This is a genomic window from Pseudomonas sp. MS15a(2019), assembly GCF_013277805.1.
In the GTDB taxonomy this organism is placed as follows: Bacteria; Pseudomonadota; Gammaproteobacteria; order Pseudomonadales; family Pseudomonadaceae; genus Chryseomonas; species Chryseomonas benzopyrenica.
Window position 1 is genome coordinate 54,378 of record NZ_VBTN01000017.1, and the last position, 24,687, is coordinate 79,064.

Sequence of the window (24,687 nt, forward strand, 5' to 3'; positions counted from 1 at the left end):
ACCGTTGCCTATGGTAAGGTTGAGGTTCGTCCACGGCCCGCTCTGTCCGGTGTGTCCAGTCGACTGGATGCCGCAACGGACCTCTCCTAGGCCACCTTTCTGCAATCGTGAGTAGCCATGCTCGACAAACAGACGCACCTCAAACAGCTTGAGGCGGAAAGCATCCACATCATCCGTGAAGTGGCCGCCGAGTTCGACAATCCGGTCATGCTGTATTCCATCGGCAAGGATTCGGCCGTGATGCTGCACCTGGCCCGCAAGGCCTTCTTTCCCGGCAAGCTGCCGTTCCCGGTACTCCACGTGGACACCGGCTGGAAATTCCAGGCCATGTACGAATTCCGCGATCGCATGGTCGCCGACATGGGCCTCGATCTGCTGGTGCACAAGAATCCGGAAGGGGTCGCCCAGGGCATCAATCCCTTCACCCATGGCAGTGCCAAGCACACCGACATCATGAAGACCCAGGGCCTCAAGCAGGCGCTGGACAAGTACGGCTTCGACGCCGCCTTCGGCGGTGCCCGCCGCGACGAGGAGAAGTCCCGCGCCAAGGAGCGCGTCTACTCCTTCCGGGACAGCAAGCACCGCTGGGATCCCAAGAACCAGCGTCCCGAGTTGTGGAACATCTACAACGGCAAGACCAACAAGGGCGAGTCGATTCGCGTCTTCCCGCTGTCGAACTGGACCGAGCTGGACATCTGGCAGTACATCTACCTCGAAGGCATCCCGATCGTGCCGCTGTACTTCGCCGCCGAGCGCGAGGTGATCGAGAAGAACGGCACCCTGCTCATGATCGACGACGACCGTATCCTCGAGCACCTCTCGTCCGAGGAGAAGGCCCGCATCCACAAGCGCCAGGTGCGCTTCCGTACCCTTGGCTGCTACCCCCTGACCGGCGCGGTGGAGTCCCAGGCGACCACGCTGACGGACATCATCCAGGAGATGCTGCTCACCCGCACCTCCGAACGCCAGGGCCGGGTCATCGACCACGATGGCGCCGGGTCCATGGAAGAGAAGAAACGTCAGGGGTATTTCTAAGATGTCGCACCAATCCGATCTGATCGGCCAGGACATCCTGGCCTACCTCGCACAGCACGAACGCAAGGAGCTGCTGCGCTTCCTTACCTGCGGCAACGTCGACGACGGCAAGAGCACCCTGATCGGGCGCCTGCTGCACGATTCCAAGATGATCTACGAGGATCACCTGGAAGCCATCACCCGCGATTCCAAGAAGGTCGGCACCACCGGCGAAGAGGTCGATCTGGCGCTGCTGGTGGACGGTCTGCAGGCCGAGCGCGAGCAGGGCATCACCATCGACGTGGCCTACCGCTACTTCTCCACCGCCAAGCGCAAGTTCATCATCGCCGATACCCCCGGCCATGAGCAGTACACCCGCAACATGGCCACCGGGGCCTCCACCTGCGACCTGGCGATCATCCTGGTCGACGCCCGTCACGGCATCCAGACCCAGACTCGCCGGCACAGCTACATCGCCTCGCTGCTGGGCATCAAGCACATCGTGGTCGCCATCAACAAGATGGACCTGCTGGGCTTCGACGAGGCGGTGTTCGAGCGCATCAAGGACGACTACCTGGCCTTCGCCCAGCGCATCGACCTCAACGCCAAGGACATCCACTTCGTCCCCATGTCGGCGCTCAAGGGCGACAACGTGGTGAATCGCAGCGAGCAGACGCCCTGGTACAGCGGCAAGCCGCTGATGGAAATCCTCGAGACCGTGGAGATCGCCGCCGATCGCAATCTCGACGACCTGCGCTTCCCGGTGCAGTACGTCAACCGGCCCAATCTCAACTTCCGCGGCTTCGCCGGGACCCTGGCTTCGGGCGTGGTCACCAAAGGCGATGCCGTGGTGGTCCTGCCGTCGGGCAAGGGCAGTCGCATCAAGTCCATCGTCACCTACGAAGGCGAGCTGGAGCAGGCCGGACCCGGCCAGGCGGTGACCCTGACCATGGAAGACGAGATCGACATCTCCCGCGGCGACGTCCTGGTACATGCCGACAACCGTCCCCAGGTCACCGACAGCTTCGAGGCCATGCTGGTGTGGATGGCCGAAGAACCCATGCGGCCCGGCAAGAAGTACGACATCAAGCGCGCCACCAGCTACGTGCCCGGCTCGCTGCCGAGCATCGTGCACACGGTGGACGTCAACACCCTGGAACGTGGCGCCGCCAGCGAGCTCAAGCTCAACGAGATCGCCCGGGTCAAGGTGGCTCTCGATGCGTCCATCGCGCTGGATGGCTATGGCGTCAACCGCACCACCGGCGCCTTCATCGTCATCGATCGCCTGACCAATGGCACCGTCGGTGCCGGCATGATCATCGCCGACCCGGTGGGCCGGGGTGGCCATGGCCAGGGCGCGCACCAGCTGCACGTCGGCAATGGCGAGCGGGCCGCGCGTTTCGGTCAGCAGCCCAGCACCGTGCTCTTCACCGGTCTCTCCGGCGCCGGCAAGACCACCCTGGCCTATGCCCTGGAGCGTCGCCTGTTCGATGCCGGTCGCGCGGTCTTCGTGCTGGACGGTCAGAATCTGCGCCACGACCTGAACAAGGGGCTGCCCCAGGATCGCGCCGGGCGTCGCGAGAACTGGTTGCGTGCCGCCCAGGTGGCCCGCCAGTTCAACGAAGCGGGTCTGATCGCTCTGGCGGCCTTTGTCGCGCCGGATGCCGAGGGCCGTGCCCAGGCCCAGGCGCTGATCGGTGCCGAGCGTCTGCTGACCGTGCACGTCAAGGCGTCGCCCAAGGCCTGCGCCGAGCGCGATCCCCAGGGGCTCTACGCCGCCGGTGGCGACAACATTCCGGGTATCTCCTTCGCCTACGATGCACCGGAAGATGCCGATCTGGTGATCGACACCGAGCAGCTGTCGGTGGAGGAGGGGGTCCAGCAGATCCTCGACGTCCTGCGTCGGCGCCAGGTGGTCTAGGGCGTTTAGCCAAGAAAAAACCCGCCGAGAGGCGGGTTTTTTCTTGGGCCCTTACCAGCGCGGGGGCGGGCCGTAGTAGTAGGCGCCGGGCGGCGGGCCGTAGTACACCGGGCGGGGCTCCACCACGCGATATTCGTAGACCGGTGCCGGCTCGTAGTAGACCACGCGCGGCGGCGGAGGCGGCGGGGGCCCTTCGACGTAGACCGGCTCGCGGGCGTAGGAATGGGAGACGATGGCTCCGCCGACCACGGCGCCCACTACGGCACCGAGAAAGGCCGGACCGGGACCACGACCGTGGGCGGACGCCTGACCGGCGATGGCGAGGCAACCGGCAAGCACCACGACTTGAGTGATGCGACGTAGCATGATCTTTCTCCTGCGACCCGGGGAAATGAAACCGGGTATGTCTATCAGACCGCAACGGTGGCCAGTCGCCTAGATCGCCTCGGGTAAAGTTTGGGTAAAACCAAATCCGGGGACATCAGTCCCAACAACTCGAGGTCGACGTGTCCCCACCCCCGCGGGATGCATCTCCTGTATCTGGCACCGCGACCGGTGCCCTGACCACGAGACCACCGTGCAGATTCTCTATACCGCTCTGATCCTCTTGCTGATGGTGGGTGCCACCCGACTCAGCGCCCATCTGATTCCCATCCCGCTGCCGCTGATCCAGGTGGTGGTCGGCGCCTTGCTCGCCTGGCCCACCCTGGGGCTGCACGTGGCCCTGGACCCGGAACTCTTCCTGCTGCTGTTCATCCCGGCGCTGCTGTTCTCCGATGGCTGGCGCATGCCCAAGCGGGAATTCTGGCGGCTGCGCCGACCGATCTTCGTCCTGGCCTTCGGCCTGGTGTTCCTCACGGTACTGGGTGCCGGCTGGTTCCTGCACTGGATGCTGCACCTGCCCTGGGCGGTGGCCTTCGCCCTGGCGGCGGTGCTGTCGCCCACCGATGCCGTGGCGGTGTCCAGCATCGTCCGCGGCCGGCTGCCCAGCGCCTTGCTGCACGTGATCCAGGGTGAGGCCCTGCTCAACGACGCCTCGGGTCTGGTGACCTTCAAGTTCGCCGTGGCGGCGGCCCTGACCGGTGCCTTCTCGTTGAGCCAGGCCAGCCTGGAATTCGTCATCGTCGCGGTGGGCGGCGTACTGGTCGGCGGGGTGCTGAGCTGGCTGGTGGGTCGCGCGCGCGCCTGGATGGTGGTGAAGCGCGGTTGGAGCGATGCCGCGCCCCATGTCGTCTTCATGCTGTTGCTGCCCTTCGCCGCCTATGTGCTGGCGGAGCGACTGGGGGTCTCGGGCATCCTGTCCGCCGTCGCAGCCGGGATGATGCAGAGCCGGGTCGACATGCTGCCCCGGCAGACCGCCACCCGCCTGCTCAATCACAGCGTCTGGGGGCTGGTGGAGTTCGCCTTCAACGGCCTAGTGTTTCTGATCCTGGGCCTGCAGCTGCCCGACATCCTGGCGGCGGCGCTGCCGGCGTCCCAGGCGCTTTGGCCGGCCGCGGGCTGGCTGACGCTCTATGTGCTGGGTGCCTATGCGGTGATCATGGCCATTCGCTTCGGTGTCATCCTGGGCTATTGGCACCTGACCCAGCCCGGCAGCGGCCCTATCACCATCGCCGGAGATCCTCGGCTGATCGCCGCCATCGCCTCCCTCAGCGGGGTGCGCGGCGCCGTGACCCTGGCCGGTGTGCTGTCGCTGCCGCTGCTGCTCTCGGATGGCACGCCCTTTCCCCTGCGTGACGTCCTGGTGTTCATCGCCGCCGGGGTGATCCTGCTCTCGCTGGTGGTGGCAAGCATCGGCATACCGCTACTGCTGGCGCGGCTGCCGGAGCAATCCAACGACCTGCTGGAGCGGGAGCGCTGCGAGGTGCGGATCAATGCCGCCCGGGCCGCCATCGTGGCCCTGGAAGACGTGGAGTCGAGCGACACCGACGAGCCGGCGCGGGCGGCGCTGCAGGCGGAGATCAAGGCTGGCATCATCGCCGAATTCCGCGACGAGCTGAGTTCCGCCGATGACAGCGAGGACGCCCGTTCCCTGGCGCGCCTGCGGGATAGCCTGGACGGCGAGCTGCGCCTGCTCGCCATCCGCGCCCAGCGCCGCGAACTCTATCGGCTGCGGATCGCCGGGGTGATCGATGACCTGGTGGTCAGCGAGTTCCTGCGCGAACTGGACATCCAGGAGACCGCGCTGATGCGCGATCAAGGCAATCGCTAGCCCTGGCAGAAGCGGCGGATGCGCTCCGCCGCTTCCACGCATTCGGCCAGGGGTGCGACCAGCGCCATGCGGATCCGTCCGGCGCCCGGGTTGACGCCCGCGACGTCCCGCGACAGATAGGAGCCTGGCACCACGGTCACGTGTTCGCGGGCGAAGAGGTCACGGGCGAAGACTTCGTCATCGCCCGGGGTCTTGGCCCAGAGATAGAAGCCGCCGTCCGGCAGTGACACCTCCAGGCTGCCCTGCAGGATGTCCAGCACGGCGGCGAACTTCTGCCGATAGAGTTCGCGGTTCTCGCGGACATGGGCCTCGTCCTGCCAGGCCACCGCACTGGCCTTCTGCACCTGCACCGGCATGGCGCAGCCATGGTAGGTGCGATAGAGCAGGAAGCGCTTGAGGATGGCGGCATCGCCCGCGACGAAACCCGATCTCATGCCCGGCAGGTTGGAACGCTTGGACAGGCTGTGGAAGACCACGCAGCGGGCGAAGTCGCTGCGATCCAGTTCGGCGCAGGCGGTCAGCAGGCCGGGTGGCGGGCTGGCTTCGTCGAAATAGAGTTCGCTGTAGCACTCGTCGGCGGCGATCACGAAGTCGTGGCGATCGGCCAGGGCGATGAGCTTTTTCAGCGTTGCCACGGGCAGCAGGGCACCGGTCGGGTTGCCGGGCGAGCAAAGGAACAGCAGCTGGCAGCGTTGCCAGATCTCGTCCGGCACGCTGTCGAAGTCGGGGTTGAAACCCTTGTCCGCCAGGCAGGGCAGGTAATGCGGCTCGGCGCCGGCCAGCACGGCCGCGCCTTCGTAGATCTGATAGAAGGGATTGGGACTCAGCACCAAGCCGCGCTTGCTGCGATCCACCACCGCCTGGGTAAAGGAGAACAGGGCTTCGCGGGTGCCGGTCACCGGCAGCACGTGGCGTGCCGGATCCAGCCAGCCCGCCGGGACGCCGAAGCGCTGGCCGGCCCAGCTGGCGATGGCCTCGCGCAGCTCGACGATGCCCAGGGTGGTCGGGTAGACCGCCAACTGGTCCAGGTTCGCGGTCAGGGCCTCAGCGACGAAGGCCGGTGCCGGATGCTTGGGCTCGCCGATCGACAGCGGGATCGGCTTGATCGCCGCTGGCGTGGTCACGCCGGCGAGCAGGGCGCGCAGCTTCTCGAACGGATAGGGCTGCAGCAGGTCGAGGGTGGGATTCATCGTCGGGTGGTCCTTCGTTCGAGGCGTTAGATCAAGGCGCTAGATGCTGATGCGGCTGAGTGGCGTCTGGCTGTCCGACTCGCCCAGTTGCTTGATCAGGGCTTGCTGCAGGGCGCTGCACAGAGCGGGATCTGCCAGGGGGCGACCATCGGCGTCGGTGACATAGAAGACGTCTTCCACGCGCTCGCCGAGGGTGGCGATCTTGGCGTTGAGCACGGACAGGTCGAAGTCGAGGAAGATGCGACCCACCCGTGCCAGCAGCCCGGGTCGGTCCGGCGCCGTTAACTCGATCAGACTCGCCGAACGCGTGGTGTCGGTATAGATGTTCACCTGGGGCGAAAAGGCGAAATGCTTGAGCTGGCGGGTCACGCGCCGGTTGATGATGCTCGGGTACTCTTCCGGGTGCTTGAGCGCCTCGATCAGGCCGGCGCGGATCTGGGCGACGCGCGCGGGATTGTTGCCGATCGAGCCGCCATCGGTGTCCAGCACGATATAGGTGTCCAGGGTGAACTGGCTGCTGGAGGTGATGATGCGTGCGTCCTGAATGTTCAGGTTGAGCTGGTCCATCACCGCCACGGTCACCGCGAAGAAGTCATGCTGGTCCGCGGCATAGATGAAGATCTGGGTGCCGCCTTCGGAATCCCGCTGGGTGGTCTCGCGGATCAGCACCAGGGGCTCCGCGGTATCGCCATGGCCGAGGATGGCCTCGGTGTGCCAGGCCACGTCCAGCGCCGTATGCCGCAGGAAATAGGTGTCGCCCAGCTGCGACCACAGCTGCTCGGCGTCATCGGCATCGATGCCGCGGCGCATCAGGGTATCGAGGGCCGATTGCTGGGTGCTGCGAATCTGCTCCTCGCGATTGACCGGATTCTCCAGGCCGCGGCGCAGGGCGCGCTTGGTCTCGGTGTAGAGCTGGCGCAGCAGGGTGGCGCGCCAGGAATTCCACAGCGACGGATTGGTCGCGGTGATGTCGGCCACGGTGAGGACGTACAGATAGTCCAGGTGGGTGTGGTCACCCACCGTCAGGGCGAAGTCGTGGATCACCTGGGGATCGGAGAGATCCTTGCGCTGGGCGGTGGTGGACATCACCAGGTGGTTGCGCACCAGCCAGCTGACCAGGCGGGTATCCCATTCCGGCAGCTGGTGGCGGCGACCGAAGGCTTCCACGTCTTCCGCGCCCAGCTCCGAGTGATCGCCGCCACGGCCCTTGGCGATGTCGTGGTAGAGACCAGCGATATAGATCAGCTCCGGCTTGGGCAGCTTGTGGATCACCCGCGTCGCCAGCGGATACTTCTCCGCCAGGACGTCGTAGCTCATCTTGCGCAGATGCTTGATGAGATTGAGGGTGTGGGCGTCCACCGTATAGATGTGGAAGAGGTCATGCTGCATCTGGCCGACGATCTGGCCGAATTCGGGCAGGTAGAGCCCCAGCAGTCCGTAGCGATTCATCCGCCGCAGATTGCGATGGATCCCGGATTCGCTCTTGAGCAGTTCGATGAACAGGCTGGTATTGCGGATGTCCTGGCGGAAGGCGTCGTCGATCAGGTGACGGCTGTCACGCAGCAAGCGGATGGTGCCGGCGCTGGGGCCCTTGACCGCCGGGTTCTGCGCCAGCAAGACGAACAGTTCCATCAGGGCGAAGGGCGTGCGCAGGAACACCTGCGGATGCACCACCTCCAGATAACCGTTGCGGATCTGGAATCTGTTGTTGATCGGCGTCACCGCGGCAGGTATCTGCTCGTCGCGCAGATTCACTTCCTCGAAGTGCTGCATGACCACGTCGCTGAGCTGGGAGACGTCCATCACCACCCGGTAGTACTTCTGCATGAAGCGCTCGACCGCCAGCTTGGCGTCGTTGTCCTCGTAGCCGAGCAGGTTGGCGATGCGTCGCTGGTGGTCGAACAGCAGGCGATCCTCCGGGCGACCGGCCAGCATGTGCAGGGCATAGCGAACCTTCCACAGGTACTCCTGCGCCGAGATCAGCAGGCTGCACTCGCTTTCGGTGAGAAAGCCCTGGCCCACCAGGGCCTGCAGGTTGAGGGTGCCGAATTGCCGCCGGGCGATCCACAGCAGCGTCTGGATGTCGCGCAGGCCGCCGGGCGAACCCTTCACGTTGGGTTCGAGGTTGTACTCGGTGTCGTTGTACTTGGCGTGCCTTGCACTCTGCTCGGCGCGCTTGGCGAGGTAGAAGGCGCGCCCTGGCCAGAGGTGCTCGACACTGGTGGCCGCGAGCATCGCCTGGCGCAGGTGCTCGGGGCCGGCGAGGGTGCGGCTTTCCATCAGGTTGGTGATGACCGTCAGGTCGGCGAGGGCTTCGGTGGTGCACTCGCGCAGCGATCTGACGCTTTGCCCCACCGCCAGGCCCACGTCCCACAGCAGGGTCAGGAAGCCTTCGATGGAATCGCGGAAGCGTTCCTGCTCCTCTTCGGCCAGCAGGATCAGCAGGTCGATGTCCGAATGCGGGTGCAACTCGCCGCGGCCATAGCCGCCGACCGCGAGCAGGGCGATGCCATCTTCCGGCCAATTGAAGCGATTCCAGGCCGCGATGAGCATCTGGTCGATAAACCAGGCGCGATCCTCGACCAGCCGGCGCACGCTGCGTCCGGCCAGAAAGCGGGCATCGAGGGTGGCGTTCGCGGCCCTGATGAATTTCTTGAAGGCCGCGAGGGGGCTGGCTTTCAGCGAAAGCTCAGCCTGGAACTGGCCGGCGTCGAACAACTCCGAATCGACATGGGGCATGGGCGCTCACTCACGCAGAAACGCGGGGAAAGGTTTCGTCCTTTCTCAGGGTCAGGATCTCGTAACCCTGTTCGGTGACCAGCACCGTGTGTTCCCACTGCGCGGACAGCTTGCGGTCCTTGGTGATGGCGGTCCAGCCGTCGCCCAGCAGGCGGGTCTCGTAGCGGCCCTGGTTGATCATCGGCTCGATGGTGAAGATCATCCCGGCCTGCAGCTCGAGGCCGGTACCGGCACGGCCGTAATGCACCACCTGCGGCTCCTCGTGGAAGCCCTTGCCGATGCCGTGGCCGCAGTATTCGCGCACCACCGAGAAGCCGTTCTTCTCCGCATGCTTCTGGATGACTTCGCCGATATCGCCCAGGCGCGCGCCCGGGCGGACCAGCTCGATACCCTTGTAGAGGCATTCCTGGGTGATCTGACAGAGGCGGTCCGCCCACTCGGGCACGTCGCCCACTAGATACATCTTGCTGGTGTCGCCGTGGTAGCCGTCTTTGATCACGGTGATGTCCACGTTCATGATGTCGCCGCTCTTGAGCGGCTTGTCATTGGGAATGCCGTGGCAGACCACGTGGTTCAGCGAGGTGCAGATGGATTTCGGATAGCCCTTGTAGTTCAGCGGGGCGGGGATGGCCTGCTGCACGTTGACGATGTAGTCGTGGGCCAGTCGATCCAGTTCTTCGGTGGTGATGCCGGGACGCACGTGCTCGTCCAGCATTTCGAGCACCTCGGCGGCCAGTTGGCCGGCGATGCGCATCTTGGCGATGTCTTCAGGGGTCTTGAGGATGACGGTCATCGGAAATCTCTAGGTATCACGCCGGGCGTTAGCTTTCGATCCGCTATTCTATCAGAGCCGTCGCCCGCGCTGTGGCTACCGGCGGTACCCCTGGATCTCCGCTAGGCGGCAATCGCCGCTGGTGGTATCCGGCAAGGCGTGATATAAAGTCGCGCGCTTTTTCGGGGCTATGCCCTCTAGCGCTCCTAACCCCACACACGCATCGACACGATGACCTGGGTGCTTCCCGATGGGAAGTTGGTCATTGGGATGCGTGGAGGCCCAACCCGACTACGAGGAACATCTAAATGTCTCAAGTCTCCATGCGTGACATGCTGAAAGCCGGCGTGCATTTCGGCCACCAAACCCGTTACTGGAACCCGAAGATGGGCAAGTACATCTTCGGCGCGCGTAACAAGATCCACATCATCAACCTCGAAAAGACCCTGCCGATGTTCAACGAGGCCCTGACCTTCGTTGAGCGCCTGGCGTCCGGCAAGAACAAGATCCTGTTCGTCGGCACCAAGCGCGCTGCCGGCAAGATCGTTCGCGAAGAAGCCGCGCGTTGCGGTCAGCCCTTCGTTGATCATCGCTGGTTGGGCGGCATGCTGACCAACTACAAGACCATCCGTGCCTCGATCAAGCGTCTGCGCGATCTGGAAGTCCAGTCCCAGGACGGTACTTTCGACAAGCTGACCAAGAAAGAAGCCCTAATGCGTACCCGCGACCTCGAGAAGCTCGAGCGCAGCCTGGGTGGTATCAAGGACATGGGCGGTCTGCCGGATGCCCTGTTCGTGATCGACGTTGACCACGAGCGCATCGCCATCACCGAAGCCAACAAGCTGGGCATCCCGGTCATCGGCGTCGTCGATACCAACAGCAGCCCGGAAGGTGTTGACTACATCATCCCCGGCAACGATGACGCCTTCCGCGCCGTTACTCTGTACCTGAGCAGCGTTGCCGATGCCGTGATCCGTGGCGGCAGCAACGGCGGTGCCAACGAGCAATTCGTCGAAGAAACCGCTGCCGAAGCCGTCGAGGGCTGAGCAGGTCGACCCTAGGGTCGAGCGGTTCGACGTGCGAGAAGGGGGCCTAGCCCCCTTTTTGCCTACTGGCGTTTCATTGGCTCCGTCTCCGTGCGGAGTGACCTCGAAACCGATTCAAGAGGATTTCAAACATGGCAGAAATCACTGCAGCCCTGGTCAAAGAACTGCGCGAGCGCACCGGCCAAGGCATGATGGATTGCAAGAAGGCCCTGGCCGCTGCCGGTGGCGACATCGAGAAGGCCATCGACGACATGCGTGCCGCTGGCGCCATCAAGGCCGCCAAGAAAGCCGGTAACGTGGCTGCCGAAGGCTCCATCGCGGTCAAGGTCGCTGACGACCACAAGGCTGCCGTCATCATCGAAGTCAACTCCCAGACCGATTTCCTGGCTCTGCAGGACGACTTCAAGGGCTTCGTCGCCGCCAGCCTGGACAAGGCCTTCGCCGAGAAGATGAGCGATGCCGCTCCGCTGATCGCCGCTCAGGAAAGTGCCCGTGAGGCCCTGGTCGCCAAGTGCGGCGAGAACGTCAACATCCGTCGTCTGACCCGCGTCGAAGGCGATGTCGTTGGCGCCTACCTCCACGGTCACCGCATCGGTGTGGTCGTTACCCTGCAGGGTGGCAGCGCCGAGTTGGCCAAGGAAATCGCCATGCACGTCGCGGCGAGCAATCCCCAGTTCCTGAATCCGTCCCAGGTTTCCGAAGAAGCTGTCGCTAAGGAAAAGGAAATCTTCCTGGCGCTGAATGCCGACAAGATCGCCGGCAAGCCGGAAAACATTGTGGAGAACATGGTCAAGGGTCGTATCAACAAGTTCCTGGCTGAAGCCAGCCTGGTTGAGCAGCCTTTCATCAAGGATCCGGAAGTCAAGGTCGGTGAACTGGCCAAGAAAGCCGGCGCCGAAATCGTTTCCTTCGTACGTTACGAAGTAGGCGAAGGCATCGAGAAGGCTGAAGTCGACTTCGCTGCCGAAGTCGCTGCCCAGCTGGCTGCCAGCAAGCAGTAAGACCGGCATCCGCCGTTGACCAGGAGGCCGCCCGCTTCGAGCGCGCGGCCTCTTTGTCAAATTGGAAGGCAGGTCTGATTTCTCGTCTTCCAAGGAGTTTTTTGCCGATGGGAGTGAACGCAACTGCAGTTGCGCTTTCCTATCGCTGGATCAAAATCCCCGCACATGTTCATCGCCACAGGAGAGAGTGAATGGCACAGCAGATGAGTGGTCGCCAACCCCGTTACAAGCGTATTCTGCTGAAGCTCAGTGGCGAAGCCCTGATGGGAAGTGAAGACTTCGGGATCGATCCGAAGGTGCTGGATCGCATGTCGCTGGAGATTGGCCAACTGGTGGGCATCGGTGTCCAGGTCGGTCTGGTGATCGGCGGTGGCAACCTGTTCCGCGGTGCGGCGCTGTCCGCCGTGGGCATGGACCGGGTGACCGGCGACCACATGGGCATGCTGGCTACCGTGATGAACGCCCTGGCCATGCGTGACGCCCTGGAACGCTCCAATATTCCCGCCACGGTGATGTCCGCCATCTCCATGGTCGGCGTGACCGACCAGTACGATCGCCGCAAGGCCCTGCGTCAGTTGAAGGATGGCGAAGTCGTCATCTTCTCCGCCGGGACCGGCAATCCGTTCTTTACCACCGATTCCGCCGCCTGCCTGCGCGCCATCGAGGTCGAAGCCGATCTGGTGCTCAAGGCCACCAAGGTGGATGGTGTATACACGGCAGATCCTTTCAAGGATCCCAATGCCGAAAAATTCGAGCGCCTGACCTACGACGAAGTGCTCGACCGCAAGCTGGGTGTCATGGACCTCACGGCCATCTGTCTCTGCCGTGACCACAACATGCCCCTGCGGGTTTTCAACATGAACAAGCCCGGCGCCCTGCTCAACATCGTGGTGGGCGGTGGTGAGGGCACCCTGATCGAGGAGGGAGCAGCATGATCAACGAGATCAAGAAGGATGCGCAGACGCGCATGACCAAGACCCTGGAAGCCCTGGGCCACGCCTTTGCCAAGATCCGTACCGGACGCGCTCATCCAAGCATCCTGGATAGCGTCATGGTGTCCTACTACGGCAGCGACACTCCGCTGCGCCAGGTGGCCAACGTCACCGTCGAGGATTCGCGGACCCTGGCCCTGAGCGTGTTCGACAAGAGCATGATCCAGGCGGTCGAGAAGGCCATCATGACCTCCGACCTGGGCCTCAATCCGGCCACCGCCGGCACCACCATTCGCGTGCCGATGCCGGCCCTGACCGAAGAGACCCGCAAGGGCTTCACCAAGCAGGCGCGTGCCGAGGCCGAGCAGGCGCGGGTCTCCGTGCGCAACATCCGCCGCGATGCCCTGGCTCAGCTCAAGGATCTGCTCAAGGAAAAGGAAATCAGTGAAGACGAGGATCGTCGCGCTCAGGATGAAGTCCAGAAGCTGACTGATAAATTCGTCGCCGAGGTGGACAAGGCTCTGGAGGCCAAGGAAGCCGACTTGATGGCTGTTTGACAACGGTTGGGACGTAACATGGGCATGAGCAAGCCAGGCAAGGTGGTGCCACGTCACGTGGCGATCATCATGGATGGGAACAATCGCTGGGCGCGCCGTCGGTTGCTGCCGGGCGTCGCCGGTCACAAGGCCGGAGTGGACGCCGTGCGCGCGGTCATCGAGGTGTGCGGCGATGCGGGCGTCGAGGTGCTGACGCTGTTCGCCTTTTCCAGCGAGAACTGGCGGCGTCCGGCCGACGAGGTCGGCGCCCTGATGGAGCTCTTCCTGTCCGCCTTGCGGCGAGAGGCCAAGAAGCTGCATCAGAATGGCATCCGGCTGCGCATCATCGGCGATCGCTCGCTGTTCCACCCGGAACTGCAGGCGGCCATGGCGGAAGTCGAGGCACTCACTGCCCATCACACCCGGTTCGTGCTGCAGATCGCCGCCAACTACGGGGGGCAATGGGATATCACCCAGGCCGCCCAGCAGCTGGCGACGCAGGTCCAGCAGGGGTCGCTGCAGCCGGGTGACATCACGCCGGAGCTGCTGCAGGGCTGCCTGGCGACCGCTGACCTACCGTTGCCCGACCTGTGCATCCGCACGGGTGGCGAGCGGCGGGTCAGCAACTTCCTGCTCTGGCAGATCGCCTATGCCGAGCTGTATTTTTCCGACCTGTTCTGGCCGGACTTCAAGCACGAGGCCATGCACGCCGCGCTGGCCGACTTCGCCACCCGCCAACGGCGGTTCGGCCGGACCTGCGAACAGGTCGAAGCGGAGCTACGCGCCTAATGCTGAAGCAGCGAGTTATCACGGCGATGGTGCTCCTGCCCATCGCCCTGGCCGGATTTTTTTGGCTGGAAGGGGCGGCCTTCGCCTTGTTCATCGGTGCGGTCGTGGTCCTGGGTGCCTGGGAGTGGGCACGCTTGGCGGGTCTGGAAACCCAGCCGCTGCGTTGTGCCTATGCCGCCGTCGTGGCGCTGGCGCTGCTGCTCTGCTGGTGGTTGCCGGCGGGGGCGCACGGACTGCTGTTCATCAGCCTGGCCTGGTGGCTCTATGCGACCGTGCTGGTGCTCACCTATCCCGATAGCGCTCGGGCCTGGCAGGCCTCCTGGCGGCGCCTGCTGATCGGGCTGGTGGTGCTGGTTCCGGCCTGGCAAGGGCTGATGCTGCTCAAGGCGGCACCGGGTGGCAATCTGCTGATTCTCGAAGTGATGATGCTGGTGTGGCTGGCCGACATCTTCGCCTATTTCTCCGGACGGGCCTTTGGCAAGCGCAAGCTGGCGCCGGCGGTGAGTCCGGGCAAGAGCTGGGAAGGCCTCTATGGTGGCCTGGCCGCCGCGCTGGTGGCGACCCTGGTGCTCGGTCTGGTCCGTGGCTGGGGTCTGGGCGACCTCATGCAGGCGCTCATCGGCGCGGCCTGCGTGGTGCTGATTTCCGTGGTGGGTGATCTCACCGAAAGCATGTTCAAGCGTCAGGCCGGGCTCAAGGACAGCAGTCAACTGCTGCCGGGGCACGGCGGCGTACTGGATCGCATCGACAGCCTCACCGCCGCCGTACCGCTGTTCGCGCTGCTGCTCTGGTGGGCCGGCTGGGGTGTTCAGTGAGTCTCCAATGGCTTTGCGTGCTGGGTGCGACCGGTTCCATCGGTGCCAGCACCCTGGATGTGGTAGCGCGGCATCCTGAGCGTTATCGGATCTTCGCCTTGAGCGGGCATCGTCGCCTGAACGAGCTGGCTGATCTCTGCCGACGTTTCCAGCCGGTCTATGCGGCCGTGCCGGATCAGGCGTCCGCCGACTGCTTGGCCGGCCTGCTGCGAGGGGCTGAAATGCTCCCCGAGATCCTGGTGGGCGAGGGTGGCCTGGAGGCCATCGCCGCTCATCCCCAGGTCGATACCGTCATGGCGGCCATCGTTGGCGCGGCCGGGCTGAAGCCGACGCTGGCGGCGGTCAAGGCTGGCAAGCGCGTGCTGCTGGCCAACAAGGAAGCCCTGGTCATGAGCGGCGCGCTCTTCATCGAGGCGGTGCAGGCCAGTGGCGCGACCCTGCTGCCCATCGACAGCGAGCACAACGCCATCTTCCAGTGCCTGGCCGATCCGGCGACACCCGGCCTGGCGCGCAAGGGCGTACGACGCATCCTGCTCACCGCCTCGGGTGGTCCGTTCCGCGAGACACCGGCCGAGCAGCTGGTCGAGGTGACGCCGGACCAGGCCTGTGCCCATCCCAAGTGGTCCATGGGCCGCAAGATTTCAGTGGACTCCGCGACCCTGATGAACAAGGGGCTGGAGTTGATCGAGGCGTGCTGGCTGTTCGAGGCGACACCTGAGCAGGTCGAGGTGGTCATCCATCCCCAGAGCGTGATTCATTCGCTGGTCGACTATGTGGACGGTTCGGTGCTGGCCCAGTTGGGCAATCCCGATATGCGCACCCCCATCGCCCATGCCCTGGCCTGGCCCGAGCGAATCGACTCCGGGGTCACGGCGCTGGATCTGTTCGAAATTGGCCGGCTCGAGTTCGAGCGCCCTGACGAAACGCGCTTTCCTTGCCTGCGTCTGGCCCGGGAAGCCGCTCAGGCGGGTGGTTGCATGCCGGCGACGCTCAATGCCGCCAATGAAGTCGCCGTCGAGGCCTTTCTCGCGGGTCAACTGGGTTTTACCGAGATCCCGCAACTGATCGAGTCGGTGCTCAAGGGTGTCGAGCCCGGTCCGGCCGCCGATCTGGACGCGGTTTTCGCAGCCGACAATACCGCTCGGCAGCTGGCTCGGGAGTGGTTGGCGAGACGCTGATCCCGCGCCTCGACACCTGACCTGCGAGTCCGCAGAATCGGCACACTGAGGTAGCGGAGGCAGCCAATGTCCATCCTTTATACGATACTGGGAACCCTGATCGCCCTGGGCGTCCTGGTGACCATTCACGAGTATGGCCATTTCTGGACGGCGCGCCGGTGCGGCGTCAAGGTCCTGCGCTTTTCCGTCGGTTTTGGCAAGCCGCTGCTGCGCTGGCACGATCGCCACGGCACCGAATTCGTGGTGGCCGCGATCCCACTGGGCGGCTACGTGAAGATGCTGGACGAGCGCGAAGCGCCGGTGGCCCCTGAAGATCAGCATGCCGCCTTCAACCGCAAGACGGTACGCCAGCGCATCGCCATCGTCGCCGCCGGTCCGATCGCCAACTTCCTGCTCGCCATCCTGTTCTTCTGGGTGCTGGCCATGCTGGGTTCCCAGCAGTCGCGGCCGGTCGTGGGCGGCATCACGCCCGATACGCTGGCTGCCACCGCAGGCATTCCCGTCGGTGCAGAGCTGACCGCGGTGGATGACGCCGCTGTGGACAGCTGGTCGGCAGTCAATCTGCGCCTGGTTGATCGTCTGGGTGAAAGTGGTCCGCTGCGCCTGAGTTACCGGGTGCCGGGCACCACCGCCGAGCAGCGCACGGTCATCCAGCTCGACGCCTGGCTGCGCGGTGCGGAAGATCCCGATCCGATCCAAGCCCTGGGCCTGAAACCCTGGCGGCCACAGATTCCGGCAGTCTTCGCCGAGCTGGATCCGGCCGGTCCGGCGAAAGCGGCCGGCCTGCAGACGGGAGATCGCCTGATCGCCCTGAACGATACGGCGATCAGCGATTGGCAGCAGGCGGTGGACTGGGTGCGGGCGCATCCCGATCAGCAGGTCAAGGTCACCTATGAACGCGAGGGTCAGCGGCGGGATCTGTCCCTGCGTTTGGGCGCGCGGCGGGTCGATTCCACCGACGCCGGCTACCTCGGCGCCGGTGTGGCACCGGTCAAGTGGCCGGCGGAAATGGTTCGCGAAATCAGCTATGGACCCGTCGCCGCCGTGGGGGAGGGGATCGGTCGGACCTGGCAGATGAGCGTGCTGACGCTGGTTTCCCTGAAGAAGATGCTCTTGGGAGAGCTGTCGGTAAAAAACTTGAGCGGGCCGATAACCATTGCTAAAGTGGCGGGCGCTTCCGCTCAGTCAGGCCTAGGGGACTTCCTCAATTTTCTGGCGTACCTGAGCATTAGCCTGGGGGTTCTGAATCTGTTGCCTATCCCTGTGCTCGACGGTGGTCACCTGGTGTTCTACTTCGTCGAGTGGATTCGCGGGCGGCCCTTGTCCGAGCGTGTACAGACATGGGGCATGCAGATCGGTATTAGCCTCGTCGTGGGTGTGATGCTGCTGGCCTTGGTCAATGACCTCGGTCGCCTCTGACACTCTGCTGATTGCCGAATCTGCCGCCCAGTGCGGCAGATTCTTTATTTGCCAGTTGGAATAAAAGGGACTCATGAAACGCCTGCTGCTACCTGCGGTAATAGCCGCGCTGATGATCGGCGAGGTACACGCCGAGTCCTTCACCATCTCCGATATCCGCGTCAACGGACTGCAACGAGTATCGTCCGGCAGCGTCTTCGGTGCCCTGCCGCTCAATGTCGGCGAGTCCGTCGACGACAACAAGTTGGCCGAAGCCTCCCGCTCGCTCTTCCGTACCGGATTCTTCCAGGACATCCAGCTGGGCCGTGACGGCAACGTCCTGGTCGTGAATCTGGTCGAGCGTCCCTCCATTTCCAGCATCACCCTGGAAGGCAACAAGGCGATCTCCAGCGACGACCTGATGAAGGGCCTCAAGCAGGCCGGTCTCGCCGAGGGCGAGATCTTCCAGCGTGCGACGCTGGAAGGCGTGCGCAACGAACTGCTGCGCCAGTACGTCGCCCAGGGCCGTTATTCCGCCAGCATCGACGCCGAAGTGGTGCCGCAGCCCCGTAACCGGGTGCAGCTCAAGATCACCGTCAACGAGGGCGAGGTCGCGACCATCTCCCACGTTAATGTGGTGGGCAACACGGTCTTCGCCGAGGATGACCTCACCTCGCTGTTCGAACTCAAGCCGAGCAACTGGTTGTCGTTCTTCCGTAACGATGACAAATACTCCCGGGAAAAGTTGGCGGGTGACCTGGAGCGCCTGCGCTCCTATTACCTGGACCGCGGCTACATCAACATGGACATCACCTCGACCCAGGTGTCCATCACGCCCGACAAGAAGCACGTCTACATCACGGTCAACGTCAACGAAGGGCAGAAGTACACCGTTCGTGAAGTCAAGCTGTCCGGCGACCTCAAGGTGCCGGAGGAAGAGCTGCGCAAACTGATGCTGGTCCAGCCGGGCCAGGTCTTCTCGCGCAAGGTCATGACCAGCACCTCGGATCTGATCACCCGCCGCCTGGGCAACGAAGGCTATACCTTCGCCAACGTCAACGGTCTGCCCGAGCCCCATGACGACGACCACAGCGTGTCCCTGACCTATGTGGTCGATCCGGGCAAGCGTGCCTACGTCAATCGCATCAACTTCCGCGGCAACACCAAGACCGAGGATGAGGTGCTGCGTCGCGAGATGCGTCAGATGGAAGGCGGGTGGGCGTCCACCTACCTCATCGACCAGTCCAAGACCCGTCTCGAACGCCTGGGCTACTTCAAGGAAGTCAAGGTCGAGACGCCCCAGGTGCCTGGCACCGACGACATGGTCGACGTCAACTACAACGTCGAAGAGCAGCCGTCGGGCTCCATCACCGCCAGCATCGGCTTCGCCCAGAGCGCCGGTCTGATCCTGGGCGGTTCCATCAGCCAGAACAACTTCCTCGGTACCGGCAACCAGGTCAGCATCGGTCTGACCCGTTCCCAGTACCAGAGTCGCTACAACTTCAGTTTCACCGATCCCTACTTCACGCCGGATGGCGTGAGTCTGGGTTACAACATCTTCTATCGCAGCACCGACTACAGCAAGCTGTACGACAGTGACGTCTCCTACTACTCGATCAACAGCCTGGGTACCGGTGTCACCCTGGGCTATCCGATCAGCGAGACCTCGCGCCTGACCTATGGTCTGAGCGTGCAGAAGGACGAGATCAACCCGGGTACCTACAGTGCCGACGAGATCTACGATTTCGTCCAGCGTGAAGGGGACAACTTCACCAACTTCAAGGCCAGCATCGGCTGGTCCAGCTCGACGCTGAACCGCGGCGTGCTGCCGACCCGTGGTGCCTCCCAGAGCCTGACCGGCCAGATCACCATCCCGGGCAGCGACCTGAGCTTTTACAAGCTCGACTACCGCGGCCAGTTGTTCACCCCGCTGACCGACACTACCGCGCTACGCTTCCATACCGAGCTGGGTTACGGTGACGGCTATGGCAGCACCGATGGCCTGCCGTTCTACGAGAACTACTACGCCGGTGGCTTCAACTCGGTACGGGGTTTCGAGGACAGCAGCCTGGGTCCGCGGACGACGCCGCCAAAGAACCCTGCGACTTATGCTAATCAAGGTCAGGGCTATCGCGATCGGGAAAACGACGAGGCCTTCGGTGGCAACGTCCTGATCACCGGTGGTGTGGAATACCTGTTCCCCTTGCCCTTCGTGAAGGATCAGAAGTCCCTGCGGACCGTCTTGTTCTGGGACGTGGGTAATGTGTTCAGCACCAAGTGCTACCTGAACTCGACACAAAACTGTGGTGATGTCAGCTTCTCCAACATGGCCAGTTCCGTTGGTGTCGGTGTGACCTGGGTTACCGCCCTGGGCCCGCTGAGCTTCAGCCTGGGCATGCCGGTCAAGAAGCCGGCCAACTCCGATCCGCAGGTCTTCCAGTTCTCGCTGGGTCAGACGTTCTGACCCAGGCTACACCTTTGCGCTTTACGCAGGAGTCAACTGTGCACAAGTACACCCGTTACGCTCTGTTCGCTGCCGTTCTCGTCGCCGCTCCGGTGTTCGCCGATACCAAGATCGCCGTGCTGAACTACCAGATGGCCCTGCTGGAATCCGATGCCGCCAAGAAGTACGCGGTGGATTCCGAGAAGAAGTTCGGTCCCCAGCTGAACAAGCTCAAGGGCCTGGAAAGCTCCGCCAAGGACATCCAGGACAAGCTCAACAAGGGCGGTGACAAGCTGGCCCAGGCCGAGCGTACCCGTCTGGAGAACGACTTCCGCCAGAAGGCCCGGGACTTTCAGTTCCAGTCCAAGGAACTCAACGACGCCAAGGCCGCCTCGGATCGCGACATGCTCAAGTTGCTCAAGCCGCGCCTGGACAAGGCCGTGGAAGAGGTGCTGAAGAAGGGCGATTACGATCTGGTGCTCGAGCGCGGTGCGGTGGTGGACGTGAAGCCGCAATACGACATCACCCGTCAGGTGATCGAGCGCATGAACGCGGGTCGTTGATGAGCCATAGCACCTTTACGCTGGGCGAACTGGCGCAGTGGCTGGAAAGCCGCCAGTTGACCGTGGAGTTACGCGGTTCGTCCGAGCGCCTGGTAACCGGTCTGGCTACCCTGCCCGAGGCCGGTCCTGAGCAGTTGAGTTTTCTCGCCAATCCTCAGTACCGCCGCTACCTGGCCGATACCCAGGCCGGTGCCGTGCTGCTGACGGAAAAGGACGCCGACGGCTATGCCGGTGACGCCCTGATCCTGGCGAACCCCTATCTGGCCTACGCGCGGCTTTCCCATCTGTTCGATCGCAAGCCGCGCAGCGCGGCCGGTATCCATCCCACGGCGCTGGTCGCGGCGGATGCCCAGGTGGATCCGACGGCGGCCATCGGTCCCTATGTGGTGATCGAGGCGCAAGCGCGCATCGGCGCGGGCGTCAGTCTGGGCGCCCACTGCGTGGTCGGTGCGCGGAGCGTCATTGGCGCCGACAGTTGGCTGGCGCCCCGGGTCACGCTCTATCACGACGTGACCATCGGCGAGCGTGCCGTGGTGCAATCGGGTGCCGTGATCGGTGCCGAGGGCTTCGGCTTCGCCAACGAGGGTGGTCAGTGGCAGAAGATCGCCCAGCTGGGTGGGGTGCTGATCGGCGACGACGTCGAGATTGGTGCCAACACCACCATCGACCGCGGCGCCCTGGCGAACACGGTCATCAGCAATGGCGTCAAGCTCGACAACCAGATCATGATCGCGCACAACGTCCAGGTCGGTGAGCACACCGCCATGGCCGCCTGCGTGGGCATCTCTGGCAGTACCAAGATCGGCAAGCACTGCACCATCGCCGGCGGCGTGGGCATGGTCGGTCATATCGAAGTGTGCGACCACGTGTTCGTCACCGGTATGACCATGGTGACCCGCTCGATTACCGAGCCCGGCGCCTATTCCTCCGGTACGGCGATGCAGCCTGCCGGTGAATGGAAGAAGAGCGCCGCGCGGATTCGTCACCTCGACGACATGGCCCGCCGTCTGCAACATCTGGAAAAAATCGTTGCTACCGTGACCTCGCGGGATGACGCTGCTTCTGATGCTTGATTCTGCATCGGATGTTTCCCCTTTCTGAACAGGCCTTCCCCGACCATGATGGACATCAACGAGATCCGTGAATATCTCCCGCATCGCTATCCCTTTCTGTTAGTGGATCGCGTGCTGGAGCTGGATATCGAAGCCAAGCGCATTCGTGCCTACAAGAACGTCAGCATCAACGAACCGTTCTTTACCGGCCACTTCCCCCAGCACCCGATCATGCCGGGCGTGCTGATCGTCGAGGCCATGGCCCAGGCCGCCGGCGTGCTCGGTTTCAAGATGATGAATTCCTCGCCGGCAGACGGCACCCTGTACTACTTCGTCGGATCGGATAAGCTGCGGTTTCGCCAACCGGTGACGCCGGGCGATCAGCTGATGCTCGACGCCCGCTTCATCAGCACCAAGCGCGGCATCTGGAAGTTCGAGTGCCACGCCAGTGTGGACGACAAGCCGGTCTGTTCGGCTGAAATCATCTGTGCGGAACGCAAGCTATGACGTTGATTGACCCCAGGGCTATCGTCGACCCCAAGGCACGGCTCGCCGCCGATGTCCAGGTCGGCCCCTGGTCAATCATCGGACCGGATGTCGAGATTGGCGAAGGGACCGTCATCGGCCCTCACGTCATCCTCAAGGGTCCGACCGTGATCGGACGTCACAATCGTATCTTCCAGTTCTCGTCGATCGGCGAGGATACGCCCGATCTCAAGTACCAGGGCGAACCGACCCGGCTGCGGATCGGCGACCACAACACCATCCGCGAAGGGGTCACCATCCATCGCGGTACCGTGCAGGATCGGGAAGAGACGACCCTTGGCGATCACAATCTGCTGATGGCCTATGTGCACATCGGCCATGACAGCGTGATCGGCAATCACTGCATCCTGGTCAACAACACGGCCCTCGCCGGGCACGTGCATGTCGACGATTGGGCGATTCTGTCCGGCTATACCCTGGTACATCAGTTCTGCCGCATCGGTGCCCACAGCTTTTCCGGCATGGGCACGGCCATCGGCAAGGATGTGCCGGCCTATGTCACGGTGTTCGGCAATCCGGCCGAAGCCCGCAGCATGAACTTCGAAGGCATGCGCCGCCGGGGCTTCTCGGCTGAAGCCATCAAGGAATTGCGCCGCGCCTACAAGGTGGTCTACCGCCAGGGGCTGACCGTCGATGACGCCCTGCGTGAGCTGGAGCCGGTGGCTCAGCGGTTTCCCGAGGTGGCGGTGTTCCGTGATTCCATCCTGAGTGCGACGCGTGGCATCACCCGCTGAGTTCGCCCAGCGTCCGCTGCGCGTGGCGCTGGTGGCAGGGGAGGCGTCGGGTGATCTGCTCGGCGCCGGCCTGATGCAGGCGCTGCGTGAACAGCACCCGAATATCTCCTTCATGGGCGTGGGCGGTCCGCGGATGGAAGCCGAAGGGCTGGTGTCCGAGTTTCCCATGGAACGCCTGGCGGTCATGGGGCTGGTCGAGGTGCTCGGCCGCCTGCGGGAACTCCTGGGTCGGCGCAAGACGCTGATCGCCGGGTTGCTCGACGCCCGTCCCGATGTCTTCATCGGTATCGATGCCCCGGACTTCGTTCTCGAGATCGAAGCCCAGCTGCATCGCGCGGGCATTCCCGCGGTGCATTACGTCAGTCCCTCGGTCTGGGCCTGGCGGCAGAAGCGCGTATTGAAGATCCGCGACGGCTGCGACCTGATGCTGACCCTGTTCCCCTTCGAGGCGCGCTTCTACGAAGAGCAGCAGGTGCCGGTGCGCTTCGTTGGCCATCCGCTGGCCGACACCATTGCGCTGGACAACGACCGCCTGGCGGCTAGGCAGGCCCTGGGTTTGCCGGAAGAGGGGCAGGTCGTCGCCCTGCTGCCCGGCAGCCGCGGTGGCGAAGTGGGGCGCCTGGGTGCGCTGTTCCTCGACGCGGCCGCCCAGTTGCTGGCCGTGCGTCCCGACCTGCGCTTCGTGTTGCCCTGTGCCAATGCCGTGCGGCGAGCGCAGGTGGAGCAGCTGCTGGAAGGGCGGCCGCCCTTGCCGCTGCTGCTGACCGATGGCCGTTCCCATGAGGTGCTGGCCGCCTGTGATGGCGTGCTGATCGCCTCGGGCACCGCGACCCTGGAGACGCTGCTGTTCAAGCGACCCATGGTGGTGGCCTATCGGGTGGCGCCCCTGACCTATCTGATCCTCAAGCAGCTGGTGAAGAGTCCCTACATTTCGCTGCCGAACCTGCTGGCCGGGCGCAAGCTGGTGCCCGAGCTGATCCAGCACGAGGCGACGCCGGAACGGCTGGTGGCCGAACTGCTGCCGTTGCTGGAGCGGCCGCAGCAGCAGACCGACAGTTTCGCCGCCATCCACCACAGCCTGAGGCGCGATGCCTCGGTCCAGGCGGCCGGGGCCGTGCTGGATCTCCTGCGGCAGCGCAGCTGATGCAGCTGGGACTGGATTTCAATCTGGTCGAGGCGCTGGTCGCCGGGGTTGACGAAGTCGGCCGCGGTCCGCTGTGTGGCGCCGTGGTCACCGCCGCGGTGATCCTCGATCCGGGCAAGCCCATCCTCGGCCTCAACGATTCGAAGAAGCTGTCGTTGACGCGCCGCGAAGCCCTGTTCGACGAGATCCAGGAAAAGGCCCTGGCCTGGTGCGTGGCCCGTGCCGAGGTCGCCGAGATCGACCAGCTCAACATCCTGCACGCCACCATGCTGGCCATGCAGCGTGCGGTGGAAGGCCTGAGGGTGCAGCCGCGGCTGGCCCTGATCGATGGCAATCGCTGTCCCAGGCTGGCGGTGCCCAGTTCACCGGTGGTGAAGGGCGACAGCCAGGTCCCGGCGATCGCCGCGGCCTCCATCCTGGCCAAGGTGACCCGCGATCGCGAGATGCAGGTGCTGGATACCCTCTATCCGGGCTATGGCCTGGCCGGGCACAAGGGCTATCCCACCGCCGAACACCTGGACGCGCTCAGGCGCCTGGGGCCCACGCCGATCCATCGGCGTTCCTTCGCGCCGGTGCGTGACGCCTGGCACGCCCTCGAGACCCAGGCCTCCACCCAGATCATCGCGACCTACTGACGGCCGTCGCGGCGCTCTGACCCCGGG

22 protein-coding genes are annotated in these 24,687 nt (G+C 64.0%); 18 read left to right on the forward strand and 4 right to left on the reverse strand.

The features are described 5' to 3' along the window. Nucleotides 1–117 precede the first annotated feature (117 nt). Both cysD and cysN read left to right on the forward strand, forming a co-directional pair. Nucleotides 118–1,035: a sulfate adenylyltransferase subunit CysD gene (gene cysD / locus FEZ61_RS22950; protein WP_017639063.1), complete on the forward strand. Its 918-nt coding sequence runs from the start codon at nucleotides 118–120 to the stop codon at nucleotides 1,033–1,035. A 1-nt stretch (nucleotide 1,036) separates the two neighbouring features. After that, nucleotides 1,037–2,935 (forward strand): sulfate adenylyltransferase subunit CysN, encoded by a 1,899-nt coding sequence (cysN, locus tag FEZ61_RS22955; protein ID WP_068383729.1) that lies wholly within the window; start codon nucleotides 1,037–1,039, stop codon nucleotides 2,933–2,935. Between the two features lie 51 nt (nucleotides 2,936–2,986). Here cysN and FEZ61_RS22960 read toward each other — a convergent pair whose 3' ends face one another. After that, a complete protein-coding gene (locus FEZ61_RS22960; protein WP_007159499.1) occupies nucleotides 2,987–3,301 on the reverse strand; it encodes a hypothetical protein in 315 nt (104 codons plus the stop codon). Nucleotides 3,302–3,512: 211 nt separating this feature from the next. Here FEZ61_RS22960 and FEZ61_RS22965 point away from each other — a divergent pair, with 211 nt between their 5' ends. Beyond that, nucleotides 3,513–5,147 carry a Na+/H+ antiporter gene (locus FEZ61_RS22965; RefSeq protein WP_173150474.1) on the forward strand — a complete coding sequence of 545 codons (1,635 nt, stop codon included), beginning with the start codon at nucleotides 3,513–3,515 and terminating at the stop codon, nucleotides 5,145–5,147. Here FEZ61_RS22965 and dapC read toward each other — a convergent pair. From dapC to map, 3 genes are read right to left on the reverse strand one after another with little or no spacing between them, the layout of a single operon-like run. Continuing rightward, nucleotides 5,144–6,337 (reverse strand): succinyldiaminopimelate transaminase, encoded by a 1,194-nt coding sequence (dapC, locus tag FEZ61_RS22970; protein ID WP_173150475.1) that lies wholly within the window; start codon nucleotides 6,335–6,337, stop codon nucleotides 5,144–5,146. The two genes, FEZ61_RS22965 and dapC, sit on opposite strands and share 4 nt — an antisense overlap. Nucleotides 6,338–6,376: 39 nt before the next feature. Further along, nucleotides 6,377–9,076 (reverse strand): [protein-PII] uridylyltransferase, encoded by a 2,700-nt coding sequence (locus FEZ61_RS22975; protein WP_173150477.1) that lies wholly within the window; start codon nucleotides 9,074–9,076, stop codon nucleotides 6,377–6,379. Between the two features lie 10 nt (nucleotides 9,077–9,086). Next, complete coding sequence (map, locus tag FEZ61_RS22980) at nucleotides 9,087–9,869, reverse strand: type I methionyl aminopeptidase (protein WP_017639057.1); 783 nt, start codon at nucleotides 9,867–9,869, stop codon at nucleotides 9,087–9,089. Between the two features lie 287 nt (nucleotides 9,870–10,156). On the opposite strand from map, the gene rpsB reads away from it, so the two are divergent. The 15 genes from rpsB to rnhB all read left to right on the forward strand — a co-directional run bounded on the left by rpsB (nucleotide 10,157) and on the right by rnhB (nucleotide 24,660). Further along, the gene (rpsB, locus tag FEZ61_RS22985; protein WP_017639056.1) at nucleotides 10,157–10,894 is read left to right on the forward strand and encodes a 30S ribosomal protein S2; all 738 of its coding nucleotides are present in this window, start codon (nucleotides 10,157–10,159) and stop codon (nucleotides 10,892–10,894) included. 131 nt (nucleotides 10,895–11,025) lie between these two features. Then, a complete protein-coding gene (tsf, locus tag FEZ61_RS22990; RefSeq protein WP_017639055.1) occupies nucleotides 11,026–11,895 on the forward strand; it encodes a translation elongation factor Ts in 870 nt (289 codons plus the stop codon). Between the two features lie 191 nt (nucleotides 11,896–12,086). Next, nucleotides 12,087–12,830 carry a UMP kinase gene (gene pyrH / locus FEZ61_RS22995; protein ID WP_017639054.1) on the forward strand — a complete coding sequence of 248 codons (744 nt, stop codon included), beginning with the start codon at nucleotides 12,087–12,089 and terminating at the stop codon, nucleotides 12,828–12,830. Next, nucleotides 12,827–13,384 carry a ribosome recycling factor gene (gene frr, locus FEZ61_RS23000; protein ID WP_007159491.1) on the forward strand — a complete coding sequence of 186 codons (558 nt, stop codon included), beginning with the start codon at nucleotides 12,827–12,829 and terminating at the stop codon, nucleotides 13,382–13,384. The genes pyrH and frr overlap by 4 nt, the downstream gene beginning before the upstream one ends. Before the next feature lie 18 nt (nucleotides 13,385–13,402). Next, the gene (gene uppS, locus FEZ61_RS23005; RefSeq protein ID WP_017639053.1) at nucleotides 13,403–14,152 is read left to right on the forward strand and encodes a polyprenyl diphosphate synthase; all 750 of its coding nucleotides are present in this window, start codon (nucleotides 13,403–13,405) and stop codon (nucleotides 14,150–14,152) included. After that, nucleotides 14,152–14,967 carry a phosphatidate cytidylyltransferase gene (locus tag FEZ61_RS23010; RefSeq protein WP_064306764.1) on the forward strand — a complete coding sequence of 272 codons (816 nt, stop codon included), beginning with the start codon at nucleotides 14,152–14,154 and terminating at the stop codon, nucleotides 14,965–14,967. The genes uppS and FEZ61_RS23010 overlap by 1 nt, the downstream gene beginning before the upstream one ends. Further along, the gene (gene ispC, locus FEZ61_RS23015; protein ID WP_346342873.1) at nucleotides 14,964–16,145 is read left to right on the forward strand and encodes a 1-deoxy-D-xylulose-5-phosphate reductoisomerase; all 1,182 of its coding nucleotides are present in this window, start codon (nucleotides 14,964–14,966) and stop codon (nucleotides 16,143–16,145) included. The genes FEZ61_RS23010 and ispC overlap by 4 nt, the downstream gene beginning before the upstream one ends. Before the next feature lie 66 nt (nucleotides 16,146–16,211). Continuing rightward, entirely contained in the window at nucleotides 16,212–17,564 is a 1,353-nt protein-coding gene (rseP, locus tag FEZ61_RS23020) for a sigma E protease regulator RseP (RefSeq protein ID WP_173150478.1), read from the forward strand. A gap of 73 nt (nucleotides 17,565–17,637) precedes the next feature. Further along, entirely contained in the window at nucleotides 17,638–20,007 is a 2,370-nt protein-coding gene (bamA, locus tag FEZ61_RS23025; RefSeq protein ID WP_160923740.1) for an outer membrane protein assembly factor BamA, read from the forward strand. A 38-nt stretch (nucleotides 20,008–20,045) separates the two neighbouring features. Beyond that, a complete protein-coding gene (locus tag FEZ61_RS23030) occupies nucleotides 20,046–20,549 on the forward strand; it encodes an OmpH family outer membrane protein (RefSeq protein ID WP_017639048.1) in 504 nt (167 codons plus the stop codon). Further along, the gene (gene lpxD, locus FEZ61_RS23035) at nucleotides 20,546–21,622 is read left to right on the forward strand and encodes a UDP-3-O-(3-hydroxymyristoyl)glucosamine N-acyltransferase (protein ID WP_173150480.1); all 1,077 of its coding nucleotides are present in this window, start codon (nucleotides 20,546–20,548) and stop codon (nucleotides 21,620–21,622) included. The genes FEZ61_RS23030 and lpxD overlap by 4 nt, the downstream gene beginning before the upstream one ends. 45 nt (nucleotides 21,623–21,667) lie before the next feature. Then, on the forward strand, nucleotides 21,668–22,108 hold the full coding sequence (gene fabZ, locus FEZ61_RS23040) for a 3-hydroxyacyl-ACP dehydratase FabZ (RefSeq protein ID WP_007159483.1): 441 nt from the start codon (nucleotides 21,668–21,670) through the stop codon (nucleotides 22,106–22,108). Then, nucleotides 22,105–22,881 carry an acyl-ACP--UDP-N-acetylglucosamine O-acyltransferase gene (lpxA, locus tag FEZ61_RS23045; RefSeq protein WP_173150481.1) on the forward strand — a complete coding sequence of 259 codons (777 nt, stop codon included), beginning with the start codon at nucleotides 22,105–22,107 and terminating at the stop codon, nucleotides 22,879–22,881. Before fabZ ends, lpxA begins: the two co-directional genes overlap by 4 nt. Nucleotides 22,882–22,897: 16 nt before the next feature. Next, nucleotides 22,898–24,025 carry a lipid-A-disaccharide synthase gene (lpxB, locus tag FEZ61_RS23050; RefSeq protein ID WP_173150567.1) on the forward strand — a complete coding sequence of 376 codons (1,128 nt, stop codon included), beginning with the start codon at nucleotides 22,898–22,900 and terminating at the stop codon, nucleotides 24,023–24,025. After that, a complete protein-coding gene (gene rnhB / locus FEZ61_RS23055) occupies nucleotides 24,025–24,660 on the forward strand; it encodes a ribonuclease HII (protein WP_173150483.1) in 636 nt (211 codons plus the stop codon). The genes lpxB and rnhB overlap by 1 nt, the downstream gene beginning before the upstream one ends. Nucleotides 24,661–24,687: the final 27 nt, after the last annotated feature.